This window comes from Aquisalinus flavus, assembly GCF_014640095.1.
GTDB classification, from domain to species: domain Bacteria; phylum Pseudomonadota; class Alphaproteobacteria; order Caulobacterales; family Parvularculaceae; genus Aquisalinus; species Aquisalinus flavus.
Window position 1 is genome coordinate 1,485,688 of the sequence record NZ_BMGH01000001.1, and the last position, 26,043, is coordinate 1,511,730.

The 26,043-nt window shown below is 60.8% G+C and carries 25 protein-coding genes; 2 read left to right on the forward strand and 23 right to left on the reverse strand.

Annotated elements, in window-relative coordinates; translation table 11 throughout:
- Window positions 1-3: 3 nt before the first annotated feature.
- Window positions 4-432, reverse strand: coding sequence for a DUF1489 family protein (locus tag IEV88_RS06885; RefSeq protein WP_188159143.1), 429 nt, complete (start codon window positions 430-432; stop codon window positions 4-6).
- Window positions 433-442: 10 nt separating this feature from the next.
- A complete protein-coding gene (locus IEV88_RS06890) occupies window positions 443-1,420 on the reverse strand; it encodes a lysozyme (RefSeq protein ID WP_188159142.1) in 978 nt (325 codons plus the stop codon).
- 363 nt (window positions 1,421-1,783) lie between these two features.
- On the opposite strand from IEV88_RS06890, the gene IEV88_RS06895 reads away from it, so the two are divergent.
- Window positions 1,784-3,052: a hypothetical protein gene (locus tag IEV88_RS06895; RefSeq protein WP_188159141.1), complete on the forward strand. Its 1,269-nt coding sequence runs from the start codon at window positions 1,784-1,786 to the stop codon at window positions 3,050-3,052.
- An 85-nt stretch (window positions 3,053-3,137) separates the two neighbouring features.
- Here the strand turns inward: IEV88_RS06895 and mgtE are convergent, their stop codons facing one another.
- The 17 genes from mgtE to IEV88_RS06980 all read right to left on the reverse strand — a co-directional run bounded on the left by mgtE (window position 3,138) and on the right by IEV88_RS06980 (window position 21,883).
- Entirely contained in the window at window positions 3,138-4,622 is a 1,485-nt protein-coding gene (gene mgtE / locus IEV88_RS06900; protein WP_229731430.1) for a magnesium transporter, read from the reverse strand.
- A 96-nt stretch (window positions 4,623-4,718) separates the two neighbouring features.
- A complete protein-coding gene (locus IEV88_RS06905) occupies window positions 4,719-4,967 on the reverse strand; it encodes a DUF1467 family protein (protein WP_188159140.1) in 249 nt (82 codons plus the stop codon).
- 3 nt (window positions 4,968-4,970) lie between these two features.
- A complete protein-coding gene (locus IEV88_RS06910; RefSeq protein WP_206711262.1) occupies window positions 4,971-6,644 on the reverse strand; it encodes a ribonuclease J in 1,674 nt (557 codons plus the stop codon).
- 19 nt (window positions 6,645-6,663) lie between these two features.
- On the reverse strand, window positions 6,664-7,434 hold the full coding sequence (locus IEV88_RS06915; protein ID WP_188159139.1) for a type III pantothenate kinase: 771 nt from the start codon (window positions 7,432-7,434) through the stop codon (window positions 6,664-6,666).
- Between the two features lie 58 nt (window positions 7,435-7,492).
- Window positions 7,493-8,230 carry a biotin--[acetyl-CoA-carboxylase] ligase gene (locus tag IEV88_RS06920; protein ID WP_188159138.1) on the reverse strand — a complete coding sequence of 246 codons (738 nt, stop codon included), beginning with the start codon at window positions 8,228-8,230 and terminating at the stop codon, window positions 7,493-7,495.
- Between the two features lie 7 nt (window positions 8,231-8,237).
- The gene (nuoN, locus tag IEV88_RS06925; protein WP_188159137.1) at window positions 8,238-9,695 is read right to left on the reverse strand and encodes an NADH-quinone oxidoreductase subunit NuoN; all 1,458 of its coding nucleotides are present in this window, start codon (window positions 9,693-9,695) and stop codon (window positions 8,238-8,240) included.
- A gap of 9 nt (window positions 9,696-9,704) precedes the next feature.
- A complete protein-coding gene (locus IEV88_RS06930) occupies window positions 9,705-11,258 on the reverse strand; it encodes an NADH-quinone oxidoreductase subunit M (protein WP_188159136.1) in 1,554 nt (517 codons plus the stop codon).
- Window positions 11,255-13,429 carry an NADH-quinone oxidoreductase subunit L gene (nuoL, locus tag IEV88_RS06935; protein WP_188159135.1) on the reverse strand — a complete coding sequence of 725 codons (2,175 nt, stop codon included), beginning with the start codon at window positions 13,427-13,429 and terminating at the stop codon, window positions 11,255-11,257. The genes IEV88_RS06930 and nuoL overlap by 4 nt, the downstream gene beginning before the upstream one ends.
- 8 nt (window positions 13,430-13,437) lie before the next feature.
- Entirely contained in the window at window positions 13,438-13,743 is a 306-nt protein-coding gene (gene nuoK / locus IEV88_RS06940) for an NADH-quinone oxidoreductase subunit NuoK (RefSeq protein WP_155138092.1), read from the reverse strand.
- Between the two features lie 2 nt (window positions 13,744-13,745).
- The gene (locus tag IEV88_RS06945; RefSeq protein ID WP_188159134.1) at window positions 13,746-14,375 is read right to left on the reverse strand and encodes an NADH-quinone oxidoreductase subunit J; all 630 of its coding nucleotides are present in this window, start codon (window positions 14,373-14,375) and stop codon (window positions 13,746-13,748) included.
- A gap of 149 nt (window positions 14,376-14,524) precedes the next feature.
- Window positions 14,525-15,013 carry an NADH-quinone oxidoreductase subunit NuoI gene (nuoI, locus tag IEV88_RS06950; RefSeq protein WP_188159133.1) on the reverse strand — a complete coding sequence of 163 codons (489 nt, stop codon included), beginning with the start codon at window positions 15,011-15,013 and terminating at the stop codon, window positions 14,525-14,527.
- Window positions 15,013-16,092, reverse strand: a complete 1,080-nt coding sequence (nuoH, locus tag IEV88_RS06955; protein WP_188159132.1) for an NADH-quinone oxidoreductase subunit NuoH — start codon at window positions 16,090-16,092, stop codon at window positions 15,013-15,015. Before nuoH ends, nuoI begins: the two co-directional genes overlap by 1 nt.
- A gap of 39 nt (window positions 16,093-16,131) precedes the next feature.
- Window positions 16,132-16,665, reverse strand: coding sequence for a CD20-like domain-containing protein (locus IEV88_RS06960; protein WP_188159131.1), 534 nt, complete (start codon window positions 16,663-16,665; stop codon window positions 16,132-16,134).
- A 51-nt stretch (window positions 16,666-16,716) separates the two neighbouring features.
- On the reverse strand, window positions 16,717-18,825 hold the full coding sequence (gene nuoG, locus IEV88_RS06965; protein ID WP_188159130.1) for an NADH-quinone oxidoreductase subunit NuoG: 2,109 nt from the start codon (window positions 18,823-18,825) through the stop codon (window positions 16,717-16,719).
- Window positions 18,826-19,180: 355 nt separating this feature from the next.
- Complete coding sequence (locus IEV88_RS06970; protein WP_206711261.1) at window positions 19,181-19,834, reverse strand: OmpW/AlkL family protein; 654 nt, start codon at window positions 19,832-19,834, stop codon at window positions 19,181-19,183.
- A 142-nt stretch (window positions 19,835-19,976) separates the two neighbouring features.
- Window positions 19,977-21,308 carry a GDSL-type esterase/lipase family protein gene (locus tag IEV88_RS06975; protein WP_188159128.1) on the reverse strand — a complete coding sequence of 444 codons (1,332 nt, stop codon included), beginning with the start codon at window positions 21,306-21,308 and terminating at the stop codon, window positions 19,977-19,979.
- A 44-nt stretch (window positions 21,309-21,352) separates the two neighbouring features.
- Complete coding sequence (locus tag IEV88_RS06980) at window positions 21,353-21,883, reverse strand: GNAT family N-acetyltransferase (protein WP_188159127.1); 531 nt, start codon at window positions 21,881-21,883, stop codon at window positions 21,353-21,355.
- 163 nt (window positions 21,884-22,046) lie between these two features.
- On the opposite strand from IEV88_RS06980, the gene IEV88_RS06985 reads away from it, so the two are divergent.
- Window positions 22,047-22,631, forward strand: a complete 585-nt coding sequence (locus tag IEV88_RS06985) for a fasciclin domain-containing protein (protein ID WP_188159126.1) — start codon at window positions 22,047-22,049, stop codon at window positions 22,629-22,631.
- Between the two features lie 93 nt (window positions 22,632-22,724).
- On the opposite strand, the gene IEV88_RS06990 is transcribed toward IEV88_RS06985, so the two are convergent.
- From IEV88_RS06990 to IEV88_RS07005, 4 genes are all read right to left on the reverse strand, one after another.
- The gene (locus IEV88_RS06990; protein ID WP_188159125.1) at window positions 22,725-23,081 is read right to left on the reverse strand and encodes a hypothetical protein; all 357 of its coding nucleotides are present in this window, start codon (window positions 23,079-23,081) and stop codon (window positions 22,725-22,727) included.
- A 3-nt stretch (window positions 23,082-23,084) separates the two neighbouring features.
- Window positions 23,085-24,383: an NADH-quinone oxidoreductase subunit NuoF gene (nuoF, locus tag IEV88_RS06995; RefSeq protein ID WP_188159124.1), complete on the reverse strand. Its 1,299-nt coding sequence runs from the start codon at window positions 24,381-24,383 to the stop codon at window positions 23,085-23,087.
- 100 nt (window positions 24,384-24,483) lie between these two features.
- Entirely contained in the window at window positions 24,484-24,942 is a 459-nt protein-coding gene (locus IEV88_RS07000) for a PaaI family thioesterase (protein WP_188159123.1), read from the reverse strand.
- 95 nt (window positions 24,943-25,037) lie between these two features.
- On the reverse strand, window positions 25,038-25,997 hold the full coding sequence (locus IEV88_RS07005) for a polysaccharide deacetylase family protein (RefSeq protein WP_188159122.1): 960 nt from the start codon (window positions 25,995-25,997) through the stop codon (window positions 25,038-25,040).
- Window positions 25,998-26,043 lie beyond the last annotated feature (46 nt).

Consider the following 26,043-nt stretch of genomic DNA (forward strand, 5'->3'; position numbering starts at 1 on the left):
GCGTCAGATCAGCCCCAATTCCGCGAGATCCCGGGCCAGTTCCGGCTCCATCTTCTGCTCGTCGGCGCTGAGGTCGCGCGGCGCCTCGTCCGCTTTGAGATAGCGCCAGCCCTGAAACGGTCGATGCGGCCGCGGGTCAACCCGGATCAGGTCCGGCTCGAGCAGGATCCGGCAATAACGCACGCCGTCAGCAGAGACATATTCCTCGAACCCGGCAATGGTCTGGCGTACGCAGATCATTCCCTTGATGATCCAGTAAATGGACCCGCCCTTTTGCAGGTCAGCCTCTTTCTTGGGCCACATTCGGGTCGTGTGCTGATACAAGGGCACGTCACCTGCCTTGCGGCGCTGGGCAACGATGCGATCTACGTAACGGGACAGATCGTCGATGCTGTCGGCACCAACGCACAGTTTTCTTAAATGAATGGTCAATGGTTCGCGGTCAGCTCTGCAGGGTTACGCGGGCGACTTCCTTCGCCCGACGCTTTTTAAGGTCGTGGCGTGCGGCCCGTTTTACAAGCACATAAAGGATGAAGTAGCACATTGCCGCACCGATGGCGGCGAGCCAGGCCGGCATGTTGTCGAGCAGAAGCGCCAGACGGTCCGGACCAAGCCCGAGCGCCTGGGCAACAGATGGCCAGCGCAGGCCGAGCATCAGGGCCGCGCCCAGAATGGTCAGCGTGAAAGCAAGAATGCCGGCGAGCGCGGCACCGATGGTAACGCCGATATCTTCGCGCTCTTCCGCCTTGGTGATGATCATCTTGGACGGATCGCCGGACAGGCTCTGCGAGGCGGCGAACAATGCCCGGATCCGCGACGCCTGCTCCTCCTCCGACAGTTCCTGGGACCTGCGGTCGCGGAATTCGTCGAAATCGACCAGTGGCGTGGCTTTCAGTTCTTCATCGGAAAGAAGCGCACCGTCGCATTCCGGCGCCGGAGCGACATCGGAGGTCGGCACGACAAGCGAGGCATCCGTCGGCATCAGGAACAGCGACTTCTCGGCAGCCCGGCGGCGAACCAGGCCGTCAAGGGTGACGAGTTCGCCATTGACCTTGGCCTTGGTCCATTTCTCGATAGCTTCAGCCGCGCCCAGCTTGTCGCCGGCATTCAGTTTGCGCAGGACTGTCGAGCGCCTGAAATTCTCTTCGCCGATATTGAATATCAGCGAGACCAGCGCGTCGTGCTCGTTCTGGTTCAGCGGCGCACGCACCGTGCTGCTGATCACCTGTTCGAGCGGCTTGACGTCATCCTTCAACAGACGAATGGCATCCCCCTCGGTCACGCTCATGCCATGGCGCGCTGTCGAGCGGTGGCCGTAACCTACCGACCATTCCTGGCTCGGTGTATACTGGGCAGACATGCGCAGGCCCTCATAGGCCTTGATGAGATTCAGACCAGTCTCCCCGATACTATTGGCCATAGCTATCCCGTCCTTCGCACATCCACGACTTCTCCAAACTATAACCCCCGTTAAGGTTGGTTACCAAGTTGTTTTTATGAGACGGGTCAGGGGAATTTTCGATCATTGGTCCCGAGATTGCAGAACTCGTCCTCAGGGCACCAGCGCTCTGCCCGGTTGGTTCTGTGCAATCGGAAACCCTCTTTAACTGTCTGGTTTTACTCCAAAACTCCGAAAATCCGGGCTTTTCTCACATGCGGAGCATTCAACTGGCATCAGATTTGTGTGGTTACCAGAGAGTTTTCCATTTCTGGAGGACAGCTGCACCAATCCGGGACACTTCCGTCCCGTCAGTGGGTTAAAGGCAGCTGACAAGGTGAGAGTATGAACGGACTTTTCAATCTTCTGGCTGCCCTGCTGCTTGGTGGTGCCGTTGTGGTTACAGGCTATGCCCTGACCCGGGACGGCGGCGATGACGGGGATCAGTCGCAAATCGAGCAACTGGCCGACAAAACCCTGGCAGAGGCCGAGGAAAAATTCCGTCAGACAGCCGGTGCGGCGGAAGACATGCTGAGCGATGCCGAAAGTGACGGCCGCGAGGACCCTTACACGGCTGACGTCGCCGGTACTGGCGAAAACGCTCGCGACGCGCGCGAAGAAGAGGCGAACGAGGCACCAGCCAGGACCGCTTCCAATGCGCGTGACATTGCACAGACCGAGGAGGCAACATCACGGGACACTGACGAGGGGCCGGGCGAAGGGAATGCAGCCGGGCAATCGCAGACCGGCATCGCCACGGGCGAAACGCGGAACGCCAATGAAGGTTCAATTTCTCAGTCCGATGAGAGCGGGGAAAAGCCCGCCGCGCGCACGCCACTGCGGGGCGCTGACGCCGAGCGCACGGCAGCCAATGGCTCTACCATGAGCCAGCCCAAGGAAGACAACCAGGCCAAGGAGGACAATCAGGCGAGGGAAGAAAATCAATCCGCAACCGCCGGGATCAACACGACCGCCCGCCAGATCGGTATCGACAAGAAAGACTCCGAGACCTTCTACACTGTAAACGGCAAGCCGGTCGACAAGCCGGATACCCAGCGCTACTACACCGAGACCAAACCAATCGATAAGCCGGACAGCGATCGCTACTACACCGAGAACAAGCCGATCGACAAGCCGGATACGGACCGTTTTTTCACGGAGAACCGCCGTCTCGACAAGCCGGACAGCGCCGACTTCTATACAGAGAACCAACCGTTGCCGGACAACCGCTACACGCCGCTGGACAATCCGTGTCTGCGTGAAGACGGCACCGTTTATACCGGCCCGGGCACAGTCGACAATCCCTTTGCCGACACCAATCCGTGCCTGGTCGAGCAGATCCCGCCGGTCCTGGTCACGGAGCTGCCGCCGGAGCAGCCGCTGATCCCGCGCGTCGACCTGCCGGAAACACCGGTCACCCCGATCGTGCCGGAACAGCCGATCGTCGTTGCCGAGCGCTGCGAATACAAGCCGGGCCAGTACACGCAGGACCCCTATACCGACGGCACGGGCTATGGCTGGCTTTCGGATGTCGGCTGCTACGGCACGTTCCCGTGGACCGGGTTCGGCCCGCAACCCTCGATCCCGCCCGGTGGTTCCGACTACATCATGTAAGGGCATACCTTCCGACTGCTCGCACGGACACTTGCACAACGAAAAGGCCCCGCCAGACCGGCGGGGCTTTTTTCATGCGGCTCGGTCAGCCGACGATGAAGATAGCGGCAAGACCGAGGAAAGCGAAGAAGCCGACAATATCGGTGACCGTGGTAACGAAAACCGCAGAGGCGACCGCCGGGTCAGCACCAACCCGCTGAAGCACCAGCGGGATGAGGATACCGGAAAGACCCGCCATGATCATGTTGATGATCATCGCCGCGGCAAGCACCAGGCCTAGCACCAGCCCCGCCTCAGCGCCGCCGCCGCCACCGATGGTGCCGTACCATACACCGGATATACAGCCCATCAGTACGGCGAAGGCACAGCCATTGATCAGTCCGACCAGCGTTTCCCGTCCGACGATGCGCAAGGCGTTCGCCGCCGTCAGTTCGCGCGTTGCAAGGTTCCTGACGGCAACGGTCAGCGTCTGTGTGCCGGCATTACCACCCATGGAGGCGACAATGGGCATGAGGATGGCAACCGCGACCACCTGTTCCAGCGTCGCGTCGAAGAAGGAAATCACGACCGAGGCAAGGATCGCCGTGAACAGGTTTACGGCCAGCCATGAAAATCGGGAGGAGACGGTCGCGCGCAGCGAGCCGGAGATACCGCTCTGTTCGGCCTCGACACCGGCGAGCGCCAGCATGTCTTCGTGGGTTTCCTCGTGAACGATCTCGACAACGTCGTCGACGGTGATCATGCCAACGAGCCTGTCGCCCCTGTCTACCACCGGCGCGGAGATGAGATTGTATTTCTCGAACAGGTAGGCGACCTCTTCCTGGTCCATGTCCGCCGGAATGCGGCGCAGTTCCTGCTCTCCGACGAGATCGCCAATGACGGTCTCACGCGGATTGCGCAGGAATTGCGCCAGCGGCACCGAGCCGATGACCTTGAAAGCAGGGTCGATGACAAAAACCTCGTAAAAGGTTTCCGGCAGTTCCTCCGGTGAGCGCAACCGGTCGATGATCTGCCCGACGGTCCAATAGGCAGGCGCGGCGAAGACCTCCCGCTGCATCAGGCGACCGGCAGTCTCGTCCTCATACTCGAGCGCCGACAACAGCGCGAGACGTTCCGCAACCGGCACCTCGGCAAGAACCTCCAGCCGGGCCTCCTCGTCCATGTCCTCGAGAACGAAGGCCGCGTCGTCGGTGTCGAGTTCGGACACCGCATCCGCCAGCTGGCCCGTCGACATCGCCTCAATGATCAGGTCGCGCACATCCTCGTCGACCTCAACCAGCGTGATCGGGTCGAGCATCTGACCGAGGATGCCAACCAGTGCCTTTCGCTGATCATCGCTGATCTGTTCAAAAAGGTCGGCAACGTCGGCGGGGTGCAGTTCCTCGCAGAGGGAACGGACATGAGTCCCGTCGCCCTCGTCGATCGACTCGCGGACCTCACGGATAAACTCCGCACTCAAATCATGTCCTTCGTCCTCCGGGCGAGGCTCATCAGGCTCATGATCCGGCGTGCCCGGTGGCATGTCGGTTTCCTCCGGACGTGTGTTTTCGATGGCGGACGGCTCATTCATGCCCGTCATCTCCCATGGGTGAGGATGAATAGTGGATATGGCGGCAAAAACTGGTGTCGAAGGTAAAAACCTACCGACTTCAACAGGATAACAGCCTTAGTCCCGGTAATCAATGATTCCGCTCTGGATCACCGCGAAGACGACCAGCCAAACGATAGCGCTGATCCACGTCGTGCGGATAACCTTCTTGAGCAGCTGCGGATCTTGCGGCGCCCCCGGCTCCGCGCCGCGCGGCTGCGGCTTGTCGGGATCTTCCCACAGGCCGCGAACGCCCCAGGGCAGCACGGCGAAAAGCACGGTCCACCAGACGATCAGATAAACGACGATGCCACCGGCAATGCTCATGTCCTAAACCCTGATAATCAGTACATTGATATGGGCAGTCTTGCCCCAGCGATCATTGAGAAGATTCCGGATGGCGCGGCGCAGGGACATCTCGACCTCGCCGTCATCCTTCAACCGCGATTTCGGCAGGCCATCGAGGACATCCTCGGCCTTGTCCTCCAGAAGCGCCTGCATCTCCTCGCCCTCCGCATCGGCCAGCGGCACGCCCATCATGGAGACCTCCGGCGGCGCGACAAGGCCATTCCGGTCGAGAACTGCGGCGATGACCACCTGCCCGCCCCAGGACAGCTTGCGCCTTTCCTTCACCGCGCCGGAGCCTTCCGGCAGCAGCAGGTTGCCATCCAGCATCAGGCGGCCTGAAGGCACTTCGTCGATAACGGCCAGGCGCCCAGGCGCCAGACGGATAACTTCGCCATTGCGCGGCGCCAGCGTGTCGTCGACGCCGAGCTCCGCGGCAAAGATTGCATGTTCTTCCAGATGGCGCGCCTCGCCATGGACAGGCACGGCTTTTTGCGGACGCACCCATTTATACATCTGTTCCAGTTCATCCCGGCACGGATGACCGGAGACATGGATATGTTCGTCCTTTTCGGTGATCACGCGCACGCCGAGTTCGACCAGCTGGTTTTGCAGGTCGAAGATACCGCGCTCATTGCCGGGGATGATCTTGGAGGAAAAGATGACGGTATCGCCATCCTCCAGCACGAGGTCGCGATGATCGTCGCGGGCGATGCGGGCAAGGGCCGCGCGGGTCTCGCCCTGCGACCCGGTACACAGATACAGCACCTTGTCGCGCGGCAGATAGCCGGCCGCGTCGGGCTCCACGAAGCTCAACGCCGGCGGCAGGATATCCGTCTCGCGCGCGACATCGATCATGCGCAGCATCGACCGGCCGAGCAGGCAGACGGAGCGGTCATTTTCCCGTGCGGCTTCACAGATCGAGACGAGGCGGGACACGTTCGAGGCAAAGGTCGTGACCGCCACCCTGCCCTTCTGCTTGCCGATCAGCTCGATCAGGTTCTCGCGCACGCCCATTTCCGAGCCGGATTCGCCGGTAGACAGGACATTGGTTGAATCGCAGATCATGGCGAGCACGCCGTCATCGCCGATGCGTGTCAGCGTCTCGTGGTCGGTAACCGGCCCGAGCGTCGGGTCCGTGTCTATCTTCCAGTCGCCGGTATGCAGCACCGTGCCGAACTCGGTCCTGATAATGATGCCAGACGGCTCGGGGATCGAATGGGTAAGCGTGACAAAACGCATGTCGAACGGGCCAAGCTCGAGCGAATCGCCCATGTCGAGGATCGTCATCGGCGGATCGATGATGCCCTTTTCGGCAAACTTCCGGGCGACGAGCCCGGCAGTGAACCGGGTCGCGTAGATTGGACATTTCAGCCGCGGCCACAGCAGCGCGACCGCGCCGATATGGTCCTCATGGCCATGGGTCAGCAAAAGGCCGAGCAGCTCGCCCCCGCCCTGGGTGACCTCGTTGACGATGTAATCCGGGTCAGGGCAAATCAGCTCGATCCCCGGGTCGCGCTCATCGGCAAAGGTGACACCGCAATCGATCATGATCCATTGCCGCTTGTGGGCCGGACCCACGGCGTAGAGGTTCATGTTCATGCCGATTTCGCCCGACCCGCCAAGGGGCAGGAAAATCAGTTCGCTCCGTTCAGCCATTTAAATCCTTTAAATCAGTTCAAGCGGATTTCACGCGCCTGTAAATCTCGATCAGTCCCCGGATCGTCAGGTCCGGGTCGAAATGGTCTATCTTGTCAGTCGCGCCCTCGAACAGGGAGGAAATCCCGCCTGTCGCGACAACAGTCATGGTCTCGCCGCGCTCCTTCTTGATCCGGTCGATCAGGCCTTCGATAAGGCCGATATAGCCCCAAAAGATGCCCGACTGCATGGCGCCGACAGTGTCGGTACCGACGACTTTGCCCGGATTCTCGATCGCGATGCGCGGCAGCCGCGCTGCCGCATCGTGCAGCGCCTGCATCGACAGGTTGATACCGGGGGCGATGATGCCGCCCTCGAACCCGCCATCCCCGGCAATGATATCGAAGGTCGTCGCCGTGCCGCTATCGACCACGATCAGCGATCCCTTATAGCTTGCATGGGCCCCGACAGCATTGACGAGACGATCTGCGCCAGCCTCGGATGGTTTGGATATCCTGACATCGACACCCGGAATATTGGTTGAGTCGACGATATAGGGCTCGACCGAGAAATGGCGCCGCGACAGATTGCGCAGTTGGAACAGCGATTGCGGCACCACGGTGGAAATGATGCAGTCCTTCACCTCCGCCATCTTGAAGTTGCTCATCGCCATCAACTGGTAGAGCCAGACGGCATATTCGTCGGCAGTTCGTGTCGTCGCCGTGGAGGCACGCCACTGGGCAACCGGTTTGTCGCCTTGGTAAAGCGCGAACACGGTATTGGTGTTGCCGACATCGATGGCGAGCAGCATTTTTCTTGTCTCCCGGCCCGTGGCCTGATCAGTACCGAGCGTTGCTAGCACAGGCCGCTCAGAAAAACACGTCGCCAGTGTTGATGCGGCTGATCACTTCCCCTTGACGCAGAATGAGGGCGCCAGTCTCGTCAAGTCCCTCGAAGACGCCGTGCAGCGTTTCGTTCGGCAAACGCACGGTGATCTGGCGGCCAAGACCGCCTGCGCGCTCCAGCCAGGCATCGCGCAACGGAGCAAAGCCCTGTCGTTCCAGCAATCCAAGCCAGTGCTGGAAGGCCTTATCGAGGGTGTCGAGAAATGCCTCCGGATCAGGCGCTTCGCTGGTCGCGTCCTTCACCGCGGCGGTCGGATAATCCGGCAGGTCCGGCTTGTGGACCAGATTGACACCGACACCGATGGCGAGAAAGGCGTCGCCTTGGACCATGTGCCGTTCGAGCAGGATGCCTGACACCTTGCCGCCAGCCAGCAAAACGTCGTTAGGCCATTTCAGCTGGATATCACGCGGCTTCACTCGCGCTTGTTCGAGTGCCGCCCCGAGGGCGAGAGACAGGGCAAAGCCGGCCGCCGCCGGCTGCTCGGCCAGAGTGCCGGCAGGCTTTAGGACCAGCGTGGCAGCGAGGTTGCCGGTCTCTTGCTGCCAGGCCCGGCCACGGCGGCCATAGCCTGCAGTTTGAAGCCTTGCCAGAATCCAGAGCGGCCCGCACCCGCCGCCATCGAGATAGCGCAACGCCTCAAGGCTGGTTGAATCGAGACTGTCGTGGACCTGAAGCGGCACGCCTGAGGAGAGCGCCTTCACCGGCGCCCTAGAACAGGGTCGCGGCCGCGGCGTCGGCAGCGACGTTCAGGAACGGCATGATGACGGCAATACCGGCAACAATGAGAACCGTCGACAGGATCGCGACGCCCTTGACGCCAGCGCCCTCGTCACGCTCGAATTCCGGTGCCGGTTCGTCCATCCAGATGATCTTCACCACACGCAGATAGTAGTATGTCGCGATGACGCTGGTCAGGGCACCGATGACGACGAGCACGAACAGCCCGGCATTGACCGCCGCCATGAAGACATAGAGCTTGGCGAAGAAGCCGAGGAAAATCGGAATACCAGCAAGCGAGAACATCAGCGCGGAGAACATGATCGCCATGCCCGGGCGCGTCTGGGCGAGGCCCGACAGGTCGGAAATATTCTCGGCCATGCCCTCCGGCCGCCGCATCATCAGGATGCAGGCAAAGGTACCGATCGTCATGATCACGTAGATCGTCATGTAGATCAACACCGAGGAAACACCCTGGCTCGTGCCGGCCGCGAGGCCCATCAGGGCATACCCCATGTGACCGATCGAGGAATAAGCCATCAGGCGCTTGATGTTCTTCTGGGCGATGGCCGAAAAGGCACCGACCACCATCGACAGGATCGAGACGAGCACGATGACCTGCTGCCAGTCGGACAAGGCACCGGTGGCTGCCGGAAATGCCTCGACGAGGACGCGGGCGAAGATCGCCATTCCGGCGAATTTCGGGGCCGCGGCGAAGAAAGCCGTTACCGGCGTCGGCGAGCCCTCATACACGTCCGGCGTCCACATGTGGAACGGTGCGGCAGAGACCTTGAAGGCAAGGCCGGAGATGAGGAACACCATCCCGAACACGAGCCCGATGCGGTTGGCGTCATCGGCGGCAATTGCGATCGCCTCGAACGTCGTCGCGCCGGTAAAGCCATAGATCAGCGACATGCCGTAGAGCATGAGGCCGGAGGACAGCGCGCCGAGCACGAAATATTTCAGACCCGCTTCGGTCGAGCGGCGCGAGTCGCGATTGAAGGTCGCGAGGATATAGAGGGAGAGCGACTGCAGCTCGATGCCCATATAGACAGAGATCAAATCGGTCGATGCCACCATCAGCGACATACCGAGCACAGATAACAGGATCAGCACCGGATATTCGAACCGGGCCAGCCGTTCGCGGTCCATGAACCGGTCCGACAGGATGATGGCGAAAATCGCGGCGATATAGATGACCGACTTGGAGAACTGGCCAAAACCGTCCGTCACGAAGGCACCATTGAAGAGCACCGCGTCCTGGCTGGCCGTGCCGAAATTGACGAGGAACAGGGCGATCACCAGCACGGCCACGGCGCCATAGCCGATCTCCCGAACATATTTCCCGTTCAGGAAAACGCCGGTCAGAAGCAGGACCATCGCGGCGATGGCCAGGAAGATCTCCGGAAAGGCGAAGCTGATATTGTCCCAGATCGAGAGGTCCGTCATGTCTGTTTCCTAGCGTCCTGCTGCCGCGAGAGCGGCATCATATCGTCCGAGCACGGAATCAACGGCCGGGCTGAATACTTCGAGTGTCGGGCTCGGGTTGACGCCGAGCCACAGGGCCATGATGGCGAGCACGGCCAGCATACCCCATTCGCGCTTGCCGAGATCAGGCATCGTCAGCACCTGTTCATTATGTACCGTGCCGAAGACCACCTCTCGATAGAGCCTGAGACCGTAGGCCGCCGAAAAGATCAGGCCCAGCGTCGCAACGGCTGCCGTCCAGGTGGAGACCTTGTAGGCGCCGACCAGAGTGAGCATCTCGCCGACAAAACCGGAGACACCCGGCAGCCCGACATTGCCCATGGTGAAGAACAGGAAGAAGAAGGAATACCACTTCATGTGCTTCACTAGGCCGCCATAGGCCGCGATCTGACGCGTGTGCAGGCGGTCATAGACGACGCCGACACACAGGAAGAGCGCGCCGGAAATGAAGCCATGAGACAGCATCTGGAACAGCGCGCCTTCGATGCCCTGCTCGGTCGCCGTGAACAGGCCCATGGTGACGAAGCCCATATGCGCGACCGATGAATAGGCGATCAGCTTCTTCATGTCTTCCTGCGCGAAGGCAACAAGCGAGGTGTAGACGATGGCGATCGCCGACAGCGTGAAGACGAAGGGCGCGAAGAAATCGCTGGCGAGCGGGAACATCGGCAGGGAGAATCGCACGAAGCCGTAGCCGCCCATCTTCAGCAGGATCGCGGCGAGCACGACCGAGCCCGCCGTCGGGGCCTGTACGTGTGCGTCAGGCAGCCAGGTATGAACCGGCCACATCGGCATCTTCACGGCGAAGGAGGCAAAGAATGCAAGCCAGAGCCAGTTCTGGGCGCCGACGGGGAAGTCATAGGTCTGCAGCGCGACGACATCGGTCGTCCCGGCTTCCATATACATCCAAACGAGTGCGATCAGCATCAGTAGCGAGCCGAGCAGAGTGTAGAGGAAGAACTTGAACGTCGCATAGATGCGGTTCTTCACGATCGCGCCCATGAAGGTGCGCTCGCCTTCCGAGCCCCAGATGCCGATGATCAGGAACATCGGTATCAGCGAGGCTTCGAAGAACACGTAGAACAGGACCAGATCGAGGGCGCAGAACACGCCGATCATCAGCGTTTCCAGCACCAGGAAAGCGATCATGTAATCAGCGACACGCTTGGTGACGGAATTCCACGATGCCAGGATACAGATCGGCATGATGAAGGTCGTCAGCAGCACGAACAGGATCGACGCGCCATCGACGCCCATCTTGTAGCTGATGCCGGAGCCGAGCCAGTCCATTTCCTCGACCAGCTGGAAGCCTTGCAGCGACGGGTCATAGAAAACATAGACGACCAGCGACACGATAAAGGTGACGACGGTCGTCAGCAGCGCGACCCAGCGGGCGGCATTGTCGACGAGCGCGGTCTCGTCCCCGCGCGACAGCAGACGCCGCAGGACGATCAGCAGGGCGCCGAAGATCGGCAGGAACGTGGTGAAAGACAGCCAGGGCTGGTCGATGAAACTTTCGGTCATTGTGCCCCTCCCAGCCGCACGATCAGAAGGATGACGCCGATGCCGACGAGCATCGCAAAGGCATAGTGATAGATGTAGCCGGACTGCAAGCGCACGATCAGGCGCGAGCCGATACCCGCAAGGCCGGACAGGCCGTCAGGCCCAAGCCCGTCGATAATCCGTCCGTCCCCGACCTTCCAGAGAATGCGACCGAGACGGCGCGACGGGTTGAGGAACAGGAAGCGATAGACTTCATCGAAATACCACTTGTTCTTGAGGAAGCCGTAGAGGATGCCGCCCTCGCGCAGCAAGCCCGGGCGCAGCGGGTTGTTGCCGCGCATATAATGGGTATAGGCCGACCCGAACCCGATAATCATCGCGAGGAGCGGCGCGTAGAGGACCCAGAGCGGGAAGTAATGCCCCTCACCTGCTTCGCCATAGCTGTCGGTGTGTTCCTCCGCCTCGTCATGGGCAGCACCAGCGGGATCTTCCGCCGAAGCGATAGCCGGCGTTTCGGCACGATCGCCTTCCACGGGGGGTGTTACCCCGGCAGCATAGGCCTCGACGGCGTGGCTCTCGCCCCCGGCATGGGCATCACCGGCGATGTAGATCGAGTTGCCCCAGAATTCGGCAGCGTTGTCGCCGACAAAGGACTTGTAGCCGAACATGCCCGCGAACAGCGCGCCGAAGGCGAGCACGACGAGTGGCAGCAGCATCCAGTTCGGCGGGAAATGCGGATGCTTCATGACATGATCCGGGGCGCGCGACTTTCCATGGAATGTCAGGAAGATCAGGCGCCATGAATAGAAGGACGTGAAGACAGCCGCGATCAGACCCATGGCGAAGGCAAAGTAAGCCCCTGCCCGGCCCTCAGTGCCAGCGGCGTAAGCCGCCTCGATGATTGCGTCCTTGGAGGCAAAGCCCGCCGTGCCAACCGGGATGTGGAAAATATCATAAAGGAACGGGAAGCCGACGCCGGTGATGGCGATCGTGCCGACGATCATCATCGCATAGGTAAACGGCAGGATATGACGCACACCGCCCATCTTCTTCATGTCCTGCTCATGGTGCACCGCATGGATCACGGAGCCTGCACCGAGGAACAGCAGGGCCTTGAAGAAGGCGTGGGTGAACAGGTGGAACATGGCCGCGCCGTAGGCACCGACGCCTGCGGCAAAGAACATGTAGCCGAGCTGCGAACAGGTCGAATAGGCGATGACCTTCTTGATATCGTCCTGAAGCAGTCCGACCGTCGCGGCGAAGAAGGCCGTGGTCGCGCCGATAAAGGTCACGAGCGTCGCTGCATCAGGCGCATTTTCATAGATGATAGAGCAACGGCAGACAAGGAATACCCCGGCGGTGACCATGGTCGCGGCGTGGATCAGCGCGGAGACCGGTGTCGGGCCCTCCATCGCGTCCGGCAGCCAGGTGTGCAGGAGGAATTGCGCGGACTTACCCATGGCGCCGATGAAAAGAAGGATGCCGATCAAGGTCAGCGCGTGCAACTCGAGACCGAGAAAACCCACCGTCAACTCGCTGATTGGCGCACCGTCAACGGCATTGAACGGCGTAACGACAGCATCGGTGCGCACGGCCTGGAAGACTTCCTCGAAACCGACCGAACCGAAGACGAAGAAGATCGCCATGATCCCCAGCGCGAAACCGAAATCGCCAACACGGTTGACGACGAACGCCTTGATCGCCGCGTCATTGGCGGATTTCTTGTGATGGTAGAAGCCGATCAGCAGGTAGGAGGCGAGCCCAACCCCTTCCCAGCCGAAGAACAGCTGGATGAAGTTGTCCGCCGTCACCAGCGTCAGCATGGCGAAGGTGAACAGCGACAGATAGGCAAAGAAGCGCGGCCGTGACGCGTCATCATGCATATACCCGACGGAATAGATGTGCACGAGGCTCGAGACAGAGGTGATCACGACCAGCATGATCGCCGACATGGTGTCGAGCTTGACCGCCCAGTCGGCGATAAAATTGCCGGAGCTGATCCAGGTAAAGACCTGCACCGTGCGGGCGTTGTGACCGATGGCAACATCGAAGAACAGGATCCACGACAGGAGACAGGCAAACAGCATGCAGGCAATGGTGGTCAACTCCGCCGCGCGGGCGCTCAGCATCCGGCCGACAGGCATGGCCAGAAGTGCACCGAACAGGGGCAGCAAGACAACAAGCGGTTCCATCGGGTCCCCTAGTTCTTCATCAGGTTGGCGTCATCGACCGCAATGTCCCCACGATTGCGGAAGAAGGTGACGAGAATGGCAAGGCCGATCGCTGCTTCGGCAGCGGCCACGGTCAGCACCATGAAGGCGAATACCTGGCCGACGAGATCGCCCAGGAACTGGGAAAACGCAACGAGGTTGATGTTGACAGCGAGCAGCATCAGTTCGATCGACATCAGGATGATGATGACATTCTTGCGGTTGATGAAAATGCCGCACGCGCCGATGGCGAACAGGATGGCGGCAACGGTCAGATAATGGCCCAGTCCGATCATGATCAGATCCCCTTCCCGGTCTGTACGCTGACAACTTCCACGGCATCCTCACGCTTGCGGGCGACCTGATCGCCGGCATTCTGCTTCTTGATACCCTTGCGTTCGCGGAAGGTCAGGATGATCGCGCCGATCATGGCGACCAGCAGCACCATGCCGGCGATCTGGAAGTAATGAATGTAGTCTGTGTAGAGCACCATGCCGAGCGCTTCGGCGTTATTCGGCCCTTCCGGGTTGGCGGTCATCTCCGCGCCGGTCAGATAGGGCTGCGTGCGCTGGTCCTCGGTGGGCAATTGCCAGGCGGCGACCACAAGACCGATATTGACCAGCAGGACCACGCCAACGATCACGCCATAGGGCAGATAGTCGGCAAAGCCGGACTTCAACTCGGCGAAATCGACGTCGAGCATCATCACGACGAACAGGAACAGCACCGCGACAGCGCCGACATAGACGATGATCAACAGGAAGGCGAGATACTCAGCCCCCATCAGGACGAACAGACCCGCGACCGAGATGAAGGTCGTAATCAGGCACAGGACCGAGTGGACAGGGTTGCGCGCGAGGATGACCATCAGCCCGAAGGTGACGGTCGAAATCGCGAAGGCCCAGAATGCAATACCGGCAAATGTCATGATCTAAAAACGCCCCAATAATCGTTTAGCGTTGTCGTCTTTTGTTATGGCGCCATCAGCAATGACGGCCGGATGTTTGGCACAAGGCCCGCAGCGAGTGTGCGGGCCGGGAGTTACGATGGCCGCTTAAGGGCCAGATTCGCGCCCTTCTAGCGATAAGGCGCATCCAGTTCCAGATTTTTCGCGATTTCCCGTTCCCACCGGTCGCCATTCTCAAGCAGGCGCGCCTTGTCATAGAAAAGCTCTTCACGTGTTTCGGTCGCGTATTCGAAATTAGGTCCCTCGACAATGGCATCGACCGGACAGGCTTCCTGACAGAAGCCGCAATAAATGCACTTGGTCATGTCGATGTCGTATTTGGTCGTGCGGCGCGAGCCATCCTCGCGCGGCTCGGCCTCGATCGTGATCGCCTGCGCCGGGCACACGGCCTCGCACAGCTTGCACGCGATGCAGCGCTCTTCGCCGTTCGGATAGCGGCGCAGGGCGTGCTCACCGCGGAAGCGCGGGGACAATGGCCCCTTTTCGAACGGATAGTTCACCGTGAATTTCGGACGCATGTAATATTTCAGGGCCAGCCAGAAGGCGCTGATGAAATCGAGCAGCAGCGCGCCGCGCATGGCTTGGGCGATACGGGACATTATGCAGCCCTCCAGGAGTGGAACCAGTCGGCAAGGCCCGGAAACGCGATCAGGAGGCCGGCGACGGCGACGAGGTAAGCGATGGATGTTGGCAGGAACAGTTTCCAGCCGATCCGCATGAGTTGGTCATAGCGGTAGCGTGGTACGATCGCCTTCACCATGGCGAACATGAAGAAGATGAACACGACCTTCAGCACGAACCAGACAATGCCGAGGGCCGGTGCATTCAGGATCGGCAGGTCGATCGGTGAATGCCAGCCGCCAAGGAACAGGATCGTCGTCATCGCGCACATCAGGACGATGTTCACATATTCGCCGAGCATGAACAGCAGATAGGGTGTCGAGGAATATTCGACCTGGTATCCGGCGACGAGTTCTGATTCGGCTTCCGGCAGGTCGAACGGGGGGCGGTTCGTCTCCGCCAGCGCCGAGATGAAGAACATCACGAATAGCGGGAACAGCGGAATGAAATGCCAGTTGAGAATACCGAGGCCGCGATCCTGTGAATTGACGATGTCGGAGAGGTTCATCGAGCCGACCAGCAGCAGCACGGAAATGATGATGAAGCCGAGCGAGACCTCGTAGGAAACCATCTGCGCGGCGGAGCGTAGCGAGCCGAGAAACGGATATTTCGAGTTCGAGGCCCAGCCGCCCATGATGATGCCATACACGCCGAGCGACGAGACCGCGAAGAGATAGAGAATACCGACATTGATGTCGGAGACGACGAGCCCCGGTCCGACCGGCACAACCGCCCAGCCGATGAGGGCGAGCACGACCGTGATGAAAGGCGCGAGGATGAAGACGATCTTGTCGGCCCCGGCGGGGATGACGATTTCCTTGAGCACGAATTTCATCAGGTCGGCGAAGGACTGCAACAGGCCGAAGGGACCGACAACATTCGGCCCCTTGCGCATCTGTACGGCGGCCCACACCTTGCGGTCGAACAGCAGCAGGAACGCAATGCCGACGAGCAGCACAACGACCATGAAGGTGATCTGCAGGAAGGTCGTCAGCGCGCCTGACCACCAGACGGACCAGTCCCGGTTCACAAAGAAATCAAAAAAGCCGTTTTCCATGGAGCGCCTTCTAGCCTGCCCGTTTCAATTCGTGAAGCATTAGTAATCCCCCTGCGGCGAAATTTCTGAGGTTTTTTGGCCCTCTTCGCCTTGCATTGAAGCCTTCAGCGCGGCGGCGCGGTAATCATTGAGCAAATCGGCGAGGTGGTCGGGTTCCATATCATAATTGTGACCGAATCCCTTGGCCGGATTGAACGGGTCCGTGATCGCCGAAAACATATCCGGCTCTTCCGCGTCGAGGCGGCGGAACGCGACGACCTTCTTGGCGAAGCCTGCGACTTTCGGCCAGGTCTCGGCGACCGCAAAGGCGCTGACGCCGACCCAATCCACCCGGTGCGACGTGAACACGGTCTTCTTGGTGAACCCTGCCTCGTCCAGGATCAGGCACGCACCGCCGGTCGCGACCCTGAAGGCGATCCACAAACCGAGGATGCCGGCGAGAAAGAACAGGAAGGTCAGCCAAAACCCCGCCCCCGCCGAGAGACAGAAGACAGCAAGCACGATCAGCAGGACACACAGGATCACCTGCGCGATCCATGCTGCCGGTCCTGCTGTCAAGATGCGTTCTGGCATGGGCTGCCTTTCCGGCAGGCTGGTTGCGCCTACCGCTATGGACTTCGTCGCCTACTCTGCGGCAAGAAGCGGTTTGCGGACGACGGTCGCCGAGCATTCCGCCATGGTCTTGGAAGCGCGCGCGATCGGATTCGTCTGGAAGTAATCCGCTACAGGCGACAGGAACGGGGCGCTGTCGACCGAGCCATCAGCCCCGAGCACGGACAGGTCGACCGCCACCGGCTCAACCGCGGCATCGATACCGGCAAGCACCGGCGCATCGGCAATGACCGCCTGGCGCAGGGCGAACAGGTCGTCATAGGGCAGAACCTTGCCGAGACGCTCGGAGAAGGCGCGCAGGATTGCCCAGTCCTCGCGGGCGTCGCCGAAGGGGAAATAGGCGCGGTTAGCCAATTGGACCCGGCCTTCCATGTTCACATACATGCCATTCTGCTCGGTATAGGCCGCAGACGGGAAGATGACGTCCGCTGTATGCGCACCGGCATCGCCGTGGTGGCCCTGATAGATGACAAAGGCGTTTTTCAGCTTGGCCGTATCGAGTTCATCGGCCCCGAGATTGTAAACCACCTTAATCTCGCCGCTCTCGGCTCCGGCAAGGATCTCCGCCGTCGACTTGCCGCCATCGCCGGGCAAGAAGCCGAGATCGAGCGCGCCGACGCGGGCTGCAGCCGTGTGCAGGACATTATAGCCGTTCCAGCCCTCGGTTACGACGCCGGCGTCACCGGCCAGCTTGGCGATTTTCGCCAGCAGCGCCGGGGCGTCAGCGCGGGTCAGGACGCCCATGCCGACGATGATCGCCGGGCGTTCAGCCTTTTTCAGCGTGTCCGCGAAATCGCCGAGATTGTCGAGGCTGTCCGGGCCGGCGCCGAGATGGGTGTAGTCATACGTCAGGTCGAGCGCCTCGCCGATGACAGCAATGTTCACCGACAGGTCGTTCAGCCATTTCTTGCGGATGCGGGCATTGACCATCGGCGCTTCCCAGCGCGGATTGGCACCAATGATCAGGATCGCGTCGGCTTGCTCCAGCCCGGCAATGGTTGAGTTGAACAGATAGGATGAGCGCTCGGCGCGGGAGCCGTCAGCGTTCACGCCAATATGGGCGCCGTCCTGGCGGCAGTCTGTGTGGGGCGTGCCGATCAGGCCCATCAGGTCCTTCAGGGCCTTCACCGCCTCGACGGAGACGAGGTCCCCGGCCAGCGCCGCCACCTTTGACGGGTCGCTGGCGTTGATCCTGTCGGCGGCGACCTTGAATGCTTCTTCCCAGCTCGCCGGCTTCAGCTTGCCGTCGACGCGCACATAGGGCCGGTCGAGGCGCTGGTTCTTCAGCCCGTCCCAGATGAAGCGGGACTTGTCGGCGATCCACTCCTCGTTCACCTCAGCATGCAGGCGTGGCAGGATGCGCATGACTTCGCGGCCACGCGAATCGACCCGGATGTTGGAGCCGACGGCATCCATCACGTCGATGGTCTCGGTCTTGCGCAGCTCCCACGGCCGCGCGGTAAAGGCGTAAGGCTTGGAGGTCAGGGCGCCGACCGGGCAGACATCGATCAGATTGCCGGTCAGTTCGCTTTCAACCGCCTTCTCAAGGTAGGTGGTGATTTCCGCGTTTTCCCCGCGGTTTACGAGGCCAAGGTCATCGACGCCGGCAATCTCGGTCGCAAAACGCACGCAGCGTGTGCACTGGATACAGCGGGTCATGATCGTCTTGATCAGCGGGCCCATATATTTCTCTTCGACGGCACGCTTGTTCTCGGCAAAGCGGGAATCGTCACGGCCATAGGCGACGGCCTGGTCCTGCAGGTCGCACTCGCCGCCCTGGTCACAGATAGGGCAGTCGAGCGGGTGGTTGATGAGCAGGAATTCCATCACCCCTTCGCGGGCCTTTTTCACCATCGGCGTGTTTGTGAACAGCTCAGGCGGCGCGCCATCGGGGCCGGGGCGCAGGTCCTTGACGTTCTGGGCGCACGACGCCACCGGCTTGGGCGGCCCGCCGGCCACCTCGATCAGGCACATGCGGCAGTTCCCTGCAACGGACAGGCGCTCGTGATAACAGAAGCGTGGAATTTCCTCGCCTGCCATCTCGCATGCCTGCAGCAGCGTCAGCGCCGGATCGACGTCGATTTCCTTGCCATTGACCTTGATGGTGCGTGTATCGCTCATGCCAGCATCCGTCCTGCGATGTGATTCCTTGAATGTTCAGGCCGTCTTAGACAAGAACGCCCGGCATTTCCAGTGGGTATCGGGCGCGCTTTTGCCGCAAGGCCGCTCCCTGCACAAAAACGACCGCCGGATGGATTCATCCGGCGGTCGGAAGCGGTCTGGTTTAGGGGGGAGAGATATCAGAGCCGCCCCATTGCCGAGGCAACTTTCGCTATATGACAGGGACACACGCGATGGTTTTGATTTCGGTCAATTTTCAATTCATATGACAAAAAAGCCGCCTCTGTTGCGGAGAGGCGGCTTGAGGAACGGCCGTGTGAGGTAACGAGGGAGGGCTGGCCATTCCGGGACTTTGCTAGAAGCGGCGACCGATGCCGATACCGGCGACAACCGGATCGAGGTCGACATCGACAGAATTGATCGCGCCACCGGTATTGAGGTCAGCGGTGGTATCGATATCGATGTATTTGACGTCGGCATTCAGAAACCAGGTCTCGTTGAGATCGAGATCGACACCAGCCTGCACGGCAAGGCCGAAACTGTCGTCAAGCGAAATGCTGGTTGCCCCGATCGCATCCTCAAGAGATGACGAGGCATCCTCGCTGTAGAACGTCGTGTAGTTGAGCCCAACGCCTGCATAGGGCCGCAGCTTGCCGGCCGGGTTGAAATGATATTGCAGCGTCAGCGTTGGCGGCAGGGCCATGGTGTCTGCGACAGTCCCGAGCGCAGACAGATCGCCCTCGCCAGTAATATCATGCGGACTGGTCGCAAGAATCAGCTCGAGCCCCAGCCGGTCAGTGACAAAATATGTAAAGTCCAGCTCAGGCACCCATGCATCCTCGACGGAGACCGAACCACCCGGGAAAGCCGGTTCCACGGCTCCGGCATCCTCCGACGGCATGACGCCGATCACGCGTGCACGCACGAGCCAGTCGCCCTGCTCTGCATTGGCTACCGAAAGGGATGCCACCGTAGCGACAGAAACCGCGGCAACAGATATTGTCAGCATACGAAACATAAAACTCTCCTTTTCGAGATTTATTGCATGCGAACAATCCTCCGTATTCACGCCAAGAATTTGATCTGGGTCAATTTTTTGACGGCCACGCCGCGAATGTCGCAGCAGGGTTTCCGGACTGGAATCAGCCCTCCTATCGGGCCAGCCATGGCTCAAGAAGCCCCTGCCATCGGTCGTAACCAGCCGCAGTAAAATGCAGGCTGTCCTCGGTCACCGCCGGGTCGAGGCGATCCTCGACGACGAACGGTTCGTATATATTCAGCCAGTCGACTCCCTCCTCTGCGGCGATCCGCTCGAGCCTTGCATTCATCTCCAGCACTTCGGCATTGAGCTCGGCGCCGCGCGGCGGCACGCTCTGCAGCAGGATGTTCTCTGCCGTCACGAACCCCTTGAACCTGCGGATCGCCTGATGGTTGTTCGCCGCCGCGTCGGCGACCGGGCGACCATTGCCGATATCGTTGGTACCGATCATCAGCACGACACGGGACGGCGTGGCGCGTTCGATCTGCTCCATGCGGTTGAGCAGCCCGCTGGTCTGATCCCAGCCAATCCCGAAATTCACGGTTTCCAGTTCAGGGAACATCAAGGCCCAGTCGCCGCCTTCGGTGATCGAATCGCCGACGAAAGCGATACGGCCCGGCGAGACGTCCCGCGCCTCGAACTCAGCGGCACGGCGGGCATAATGGGTCTTGCCGCCGGGTGGATAATGGGCCGGGATGGCGATGTCGGTCCCCGGCACGACCGGAAACATGTCGAGATAAGGCTGCAGGAAGTCAACCCAGCGCGCATAGCCTGCAGCATTCAGGTGCAATCCATCGTCGGTGACCGACGGGTCGAGCTGTGTCCAGCTTTCATCCCAGAAAGCGTCGTCCAAGAAGACGAACCACGTGCCACGCATATACGCCTCGTGCATCAGGCGTTCGTTGAGCGCGCGGACGCGGGCGGTGAAGCTGGGGTCGCGCGGCAGCACGGACTGCACATAGATGTCGTCACTATCCATGAAGGTCATCAGCTCCTCCAGGACTGCCTCGACATTGTCACCGATCTCCTGCACCGGAATATCGTGGTTGCCGAGATCGTTGGTGCCGATCATCAACAGGACGGTAGAAGGCTGCACCTCTTTTATCTGGCCCAGCCGCTGCAGAACGCCGGCGCTGGTGTCGCCGCTGATGCCGAAATTGACGGCATTGCCGCCCGGCATCAGTTGAGACCAGTCGCCCTCCTCGGTGATCGAATCGCCGACCATGGCGATGCCACCCGGCTCTACTTCGCGCTGTGAAAACATAGCGGTTCTCTCCCGGTAGTGATTGCTGACCCAGTCGCCAAAGATCGGAAGCGGCTCGATCGCGCCGGTCAGGTCCGTAACAGGCATCCCGGTCTCTGCCGGCTCTTCCACGACAGGTCTTGATAGCCCGGCCTCATCCTGTGGCTCGGAGCATCCGAAGACGCCAGCGATACCCGCCATAAATATCCCCCACACCACTCCTGCCTTGCGCATGATCATCCCTCCTATTGCTTCCTGAAAATGAATTCAGGGTCGCGATGCTCCCCGACGAGAAACTCGTACTCCTTTACCTTGTCAAAGCCATAGCGCCGGTAAAGCCGCTGCGCACCATGATTGTGGGCATAGACGCTGAGATAAAGCCCTGACGGCTCACGGGCCTCGCACCATTCCAGCAATGGCTCCAGCAGGGCGCGGCCGAGCCCTGAATTCTGGAATGGCCGGTCGACATAGAGCCGCTTGATCTCGATATCGTTCGGTCCCGGCTCGTCGACCGGCAGGCCGCACGGCCCGGCGACGGCGTAGGCCGCCATTGTCCCATCCGGCGCCTCGGCAATCAGCACATGACAGTCATCGCTTGTCAGCAGCCGGTCATAAACCTGCCGGTCGTGGTTTTCCCGCTGGAAGCTCTCCAGGTTTTCGGCGGCATACAGATGGCCGAAAGTCTCGTCGAATGTACGTGCGCCGAGTGCCGCGAGAGTATCGGCATCCTCCGGCCTGGCCTGCCTGATCGAAAAGTCCTGTCCTGTCCCGCTCACGAAATCCCTCGCGTCATTCTGCCGCACAAATCGGCCCATACCGCATACTGATTGAATACTTTCGATCACCACCCCGTGAGAAATGCGTGAGGCGCTCATCTTTCCTCGCCCACACTTCGTTTCCCCCTAGGTAAGAGATCGCAACAACGGAAGGAGACTACCCATGTTCAAACGTCTGTCCACTCTCGCGGCCGTCACTATTTCAACGGCGGCTTTCGCCACGGCGGCCTATGCCGATCATCATGGCGACAAGAAAATGAGCGACAACCCGATGGTTGGCGGTGCCAAGATGTACGCCAGCAAGACCATCGTCGAGAATGCCGTGAACTCGGCCGACCACCAAACGCTTGTCACGGCCGTTACCGAGGCCGGCCTGGCGGAAACCTTGTCCGGCGAAGGCCCGTTCACCGTCTTCGCACCGACCGACGATGCTTTTGCCAAGCTGCCCGAAGGCACGGTCGAAACGCTGCTGATGGATGAAAATCTTGCAACGCTTCAGGGCGTTCTGACCTGCCACGTCGTTTCCGGCACGGTCATGGCCGAGGCTGTTATCGGCCTGATCGAAGCTGGCGGCGGCAGCGCCGAAATCGACACGCTTGGCACCTGCACACTCACCGCCGCGCTTGACGGTGGCAATGTGACGATCACGGACGAAAATGGCAATGTCGCGACCGTGACCATCGCCGATGTCAAGCAGTCCAATGGCGTTATTCACGTCATCGACACCGTGTTGCTGCCGGCTGGCTAGTCTCTCTCCCCCGTATAGCCAACGGTAGCTGCCCCGCCCCTGCGTTCCAGGCGGCGGGGTTCGGCGTGTCTGGCGGCTTCAGGAGTGAGGTCGTCAGGAGCCGGGGCGCGCCTTCAGGGCACGGAGGGTAAAATATCCGGCGGAATAGAACAGGCCGGAAAAGACGCACAGGATGAATAGCGAGATGAGCAGCCACTGCCCGAGCGGCGTGGCGGGCTGCTCAAAATAAAGCGCGCCCAGAACGGCAAACAGGAACCAGCCGAAGATCGGCAACAGGCTCCACGCGATAAATTGCCAGCCCCTGCCCCAGCCGACATGGGGCTTGCGGGCATACCATATCGCAACACCGGTCGAGATCACCGTCACCGCCCAGCCCCAGTTGAGGAGCCAGAAGAACAGCGACCAGGTCACGGCGTCCTTGAAGAGAAGATCGGTTAAAGCGTGGTCCACGGATTACTCCGCTGCCGCCACCTGAACGTGCGGCTTGCCCGCGCGATAGTTGGTGATCTTGTCCTCGATCTCGTGGCGGAAGTGCTGGATCAGCCCCTGGATCGGCCAGGCGGCGGCATCGCCGAGGGCGCAGATGGTGTGGCCCTCGATCTGGCCGGCAACGTCGAGCAGCTTGTCGATCTCCCACATCTCCGCATCGCCTTCGGCCATGCGGGTCAGCACGCGCCACATCCAGCCTGTGCCCTCGCGGCACGGCGTGCACTGGCCGCAGCTTTCATGCTTGTAGAAATAGGCGATGCGGGCAATGGCCCGGACCATGTCGGTCGACTTGTCCATGACGATGACCGCGGCGGTGCCGAGGCCGGATTTGTGTTCGCGCAGGGCATCGAAATCCATCAGCACGTCGTCGCAGATATCCTTGGGCAGGCAGCGCACCGACGAGCCGCCGGGGATGACGGCCTTCAGATTGTCCCAGCCGCCGCGCACGCCGCCGCAATGGCGGTCGATCAGTGTCCGAAGCGGGATCGACATTTCCTCTTCGACATTGCACGGCTTGTTCACATGGCCGGAGATGCAGAACAGCTTGGTGCCGGCATTGTTGTCACGGCCGAACGATTTGAACCAGCCTGCGCCGCGGCGCAGGATCGTGCCGACCACGGCGATGGATTCCACATTATTGACTGTGCTCGGGCAGCCATAGAGGCCGGCACCGGCCGGGAATGGCGGCTTCAGCCGCGGCTGTCCCTTCTTGCCCTCGAGGCTTTCGAGCAACGCCGTTTCCTCGCCACAAATATAGGCGCCCGCACCATGGGCGAGATAGAGATCGAAATCCCAGCCATGGATATTGCCCGGGCCGATCAGCTTGGCCGCATAGGCCTCGTCGATGGCGCGCTGCAGTTGCTCGCGCTCGAAGATATATTCGCCGCGGATATAGATATAGCAGACATTGGCCTTCATCGCGAAAGAGGCGATCAGGCAGCCCTCGATGAACAGATGCGGATCGTGCCGCATGATCTCACGATCCTTGCAGGTGCCGGGCTCGGATTCGTCGGCATTGACGATGAGATAATGCGGCCGGTCGCGCACTTCCTTGGGCATGAACGACCATTTCAGCCCGGTCGGGAAGCCGGCGCCGCCGCGCCCCCGCAGGCCGGAATCCTTGATCTGCTGGATGATCCATTCCGGACCCATCTGCAGCATCTCCGCCGTCGCATTCCACGCGCCGCGCTGTTTCGCCGCCTCGAGGCGGTAATCCTGCAGGCCGTAAAGATTGGTGAAGATGCGGTCCTTGTCCTGAAGCATGGGGCGTCCCGTGTCTGAATGCGTATTGGTCAGGCTCTCATAGGCCAGATTTTGCCGTCAGATCAACGGTCAAGTGGCGACCCGCGTCAGTTTGCGCGGCCTATTTCTCCCGGTCTGGCGCGAATGGCAGCATCACTGCCGTCTGAATCGTGCTCGCCACCTTCTGGCCCCTGTCATTGAAGAGATCTGCGCTGGTATAGCACATTGTCCTGCCCATGCGGGTCACCCGCGCCTCGCAGCGATAGCGCCCGACTTCACAGGGGCGGAAGAACTGGGTGTGGATGTCCGTCGTCGACGGCAGCATTTTCCCGGCACTCATGATGTGCGCCAGAGGCCCCATCGTGTCGTCCATCATTGCCGTCAGGATGCCGCCCTGCACCTTGCCCGCCGGATTGAGCATCCTGTCCGTCGCCACGAAGTCGATGACGATGCGCTGGCCGGGCACGTCGATCTCTACCGGCTCGAACCCCAGCAATTGCGCAGAGGTCGGCTTGGGGAAATCCCGGAACGTCGCGGCATAGGCTTCGATCTCTTGTGTCGTTGGCGGGCGGGTGACCATGGTGAGGACCTCTTTCTGATAACACCAGGCTAGTCCCTGTCAGCGGCCACTGCCATTGCCAATGCAGGTCGGGACCGATCGCCACAGAATAACAGCTATTCGCTGCACGCCCCCACCACGTCATAGGTCTCGAAGAAGGCCTCATCGATCGCCGCTTCCTCTACCGCCAGGAAGGTGAATTCCGGGCCCGGCTTGCCGGCCAGGCTCGCCAGGGCTGCGACCCTGCCCATGCCGAGAAACTGCGTGTCGGGCTGTATCGCAGCAATCGGATCTTCATAGGCCTCATCGGCGGTGATGATCTGCCAGCCATCGGCCTCCAGTGCAGCGACCAGATCGGTGATGAACATGGCAGCGATATCATTTTCGTGCAGCAGCAGCGTGTGCGCGACCGGGCGGCCGAGATAGTCGCGCGCCGCCTCGTCATAGAAATTGGCCGCATCGACGATCATGTCCGTATAAAGACGGCCGAGATTTGCCTCGCACACAGCCTCGCCGTCACCGAGCGCCGTCTGATACAGCCCGTCGAGATACCAGTCATAGGTATCGACGGTGACGTAGCCGTTAGCCAGCCCGCGCTGTGCCAGCCCCTCGCGCACGCCATCGCGCTTCTCAAGATCGGGGGCCTCGTTCAGGAACGGATAGCGGAACCAGGCGCGGCGGTTCTCGAACACGGCAAGCATCGCTTCCGCCATATCGATATCGGCGAGATAGTCCTGCGCCGTCACCTCGCGCAGCCAGGGATGGGAATGGCTGTGGTTGGCGATGACATGGCCTGCGGCAGCATAGTTCTGGATTCGGGCAAGGCGCGTGGGGGAATCAATGCCGTCAGTCGTGACGAAAAAGGCCGCCTGCTCCACCCCCGCTTGAGCCAGACCATCGACCAGCAGGGCGGCGCGGTCCTCGCCGCCCATTTGCCGGTCTCCCATCGGCGCGTCGTCATAGGTCAGCGCGATGCGCTTGCCGGTCATCTGCTGCCCCATTGCAGGCACCGAAAAAGCCAGAACCGCCAGCGCCATGGCGCGGCTCACAAATCGACGAATTTTGATCGTTTCCATCCCGTTCTCCACTTTTGCGAACGCTATCCGAAGCCGCTGCATTTGG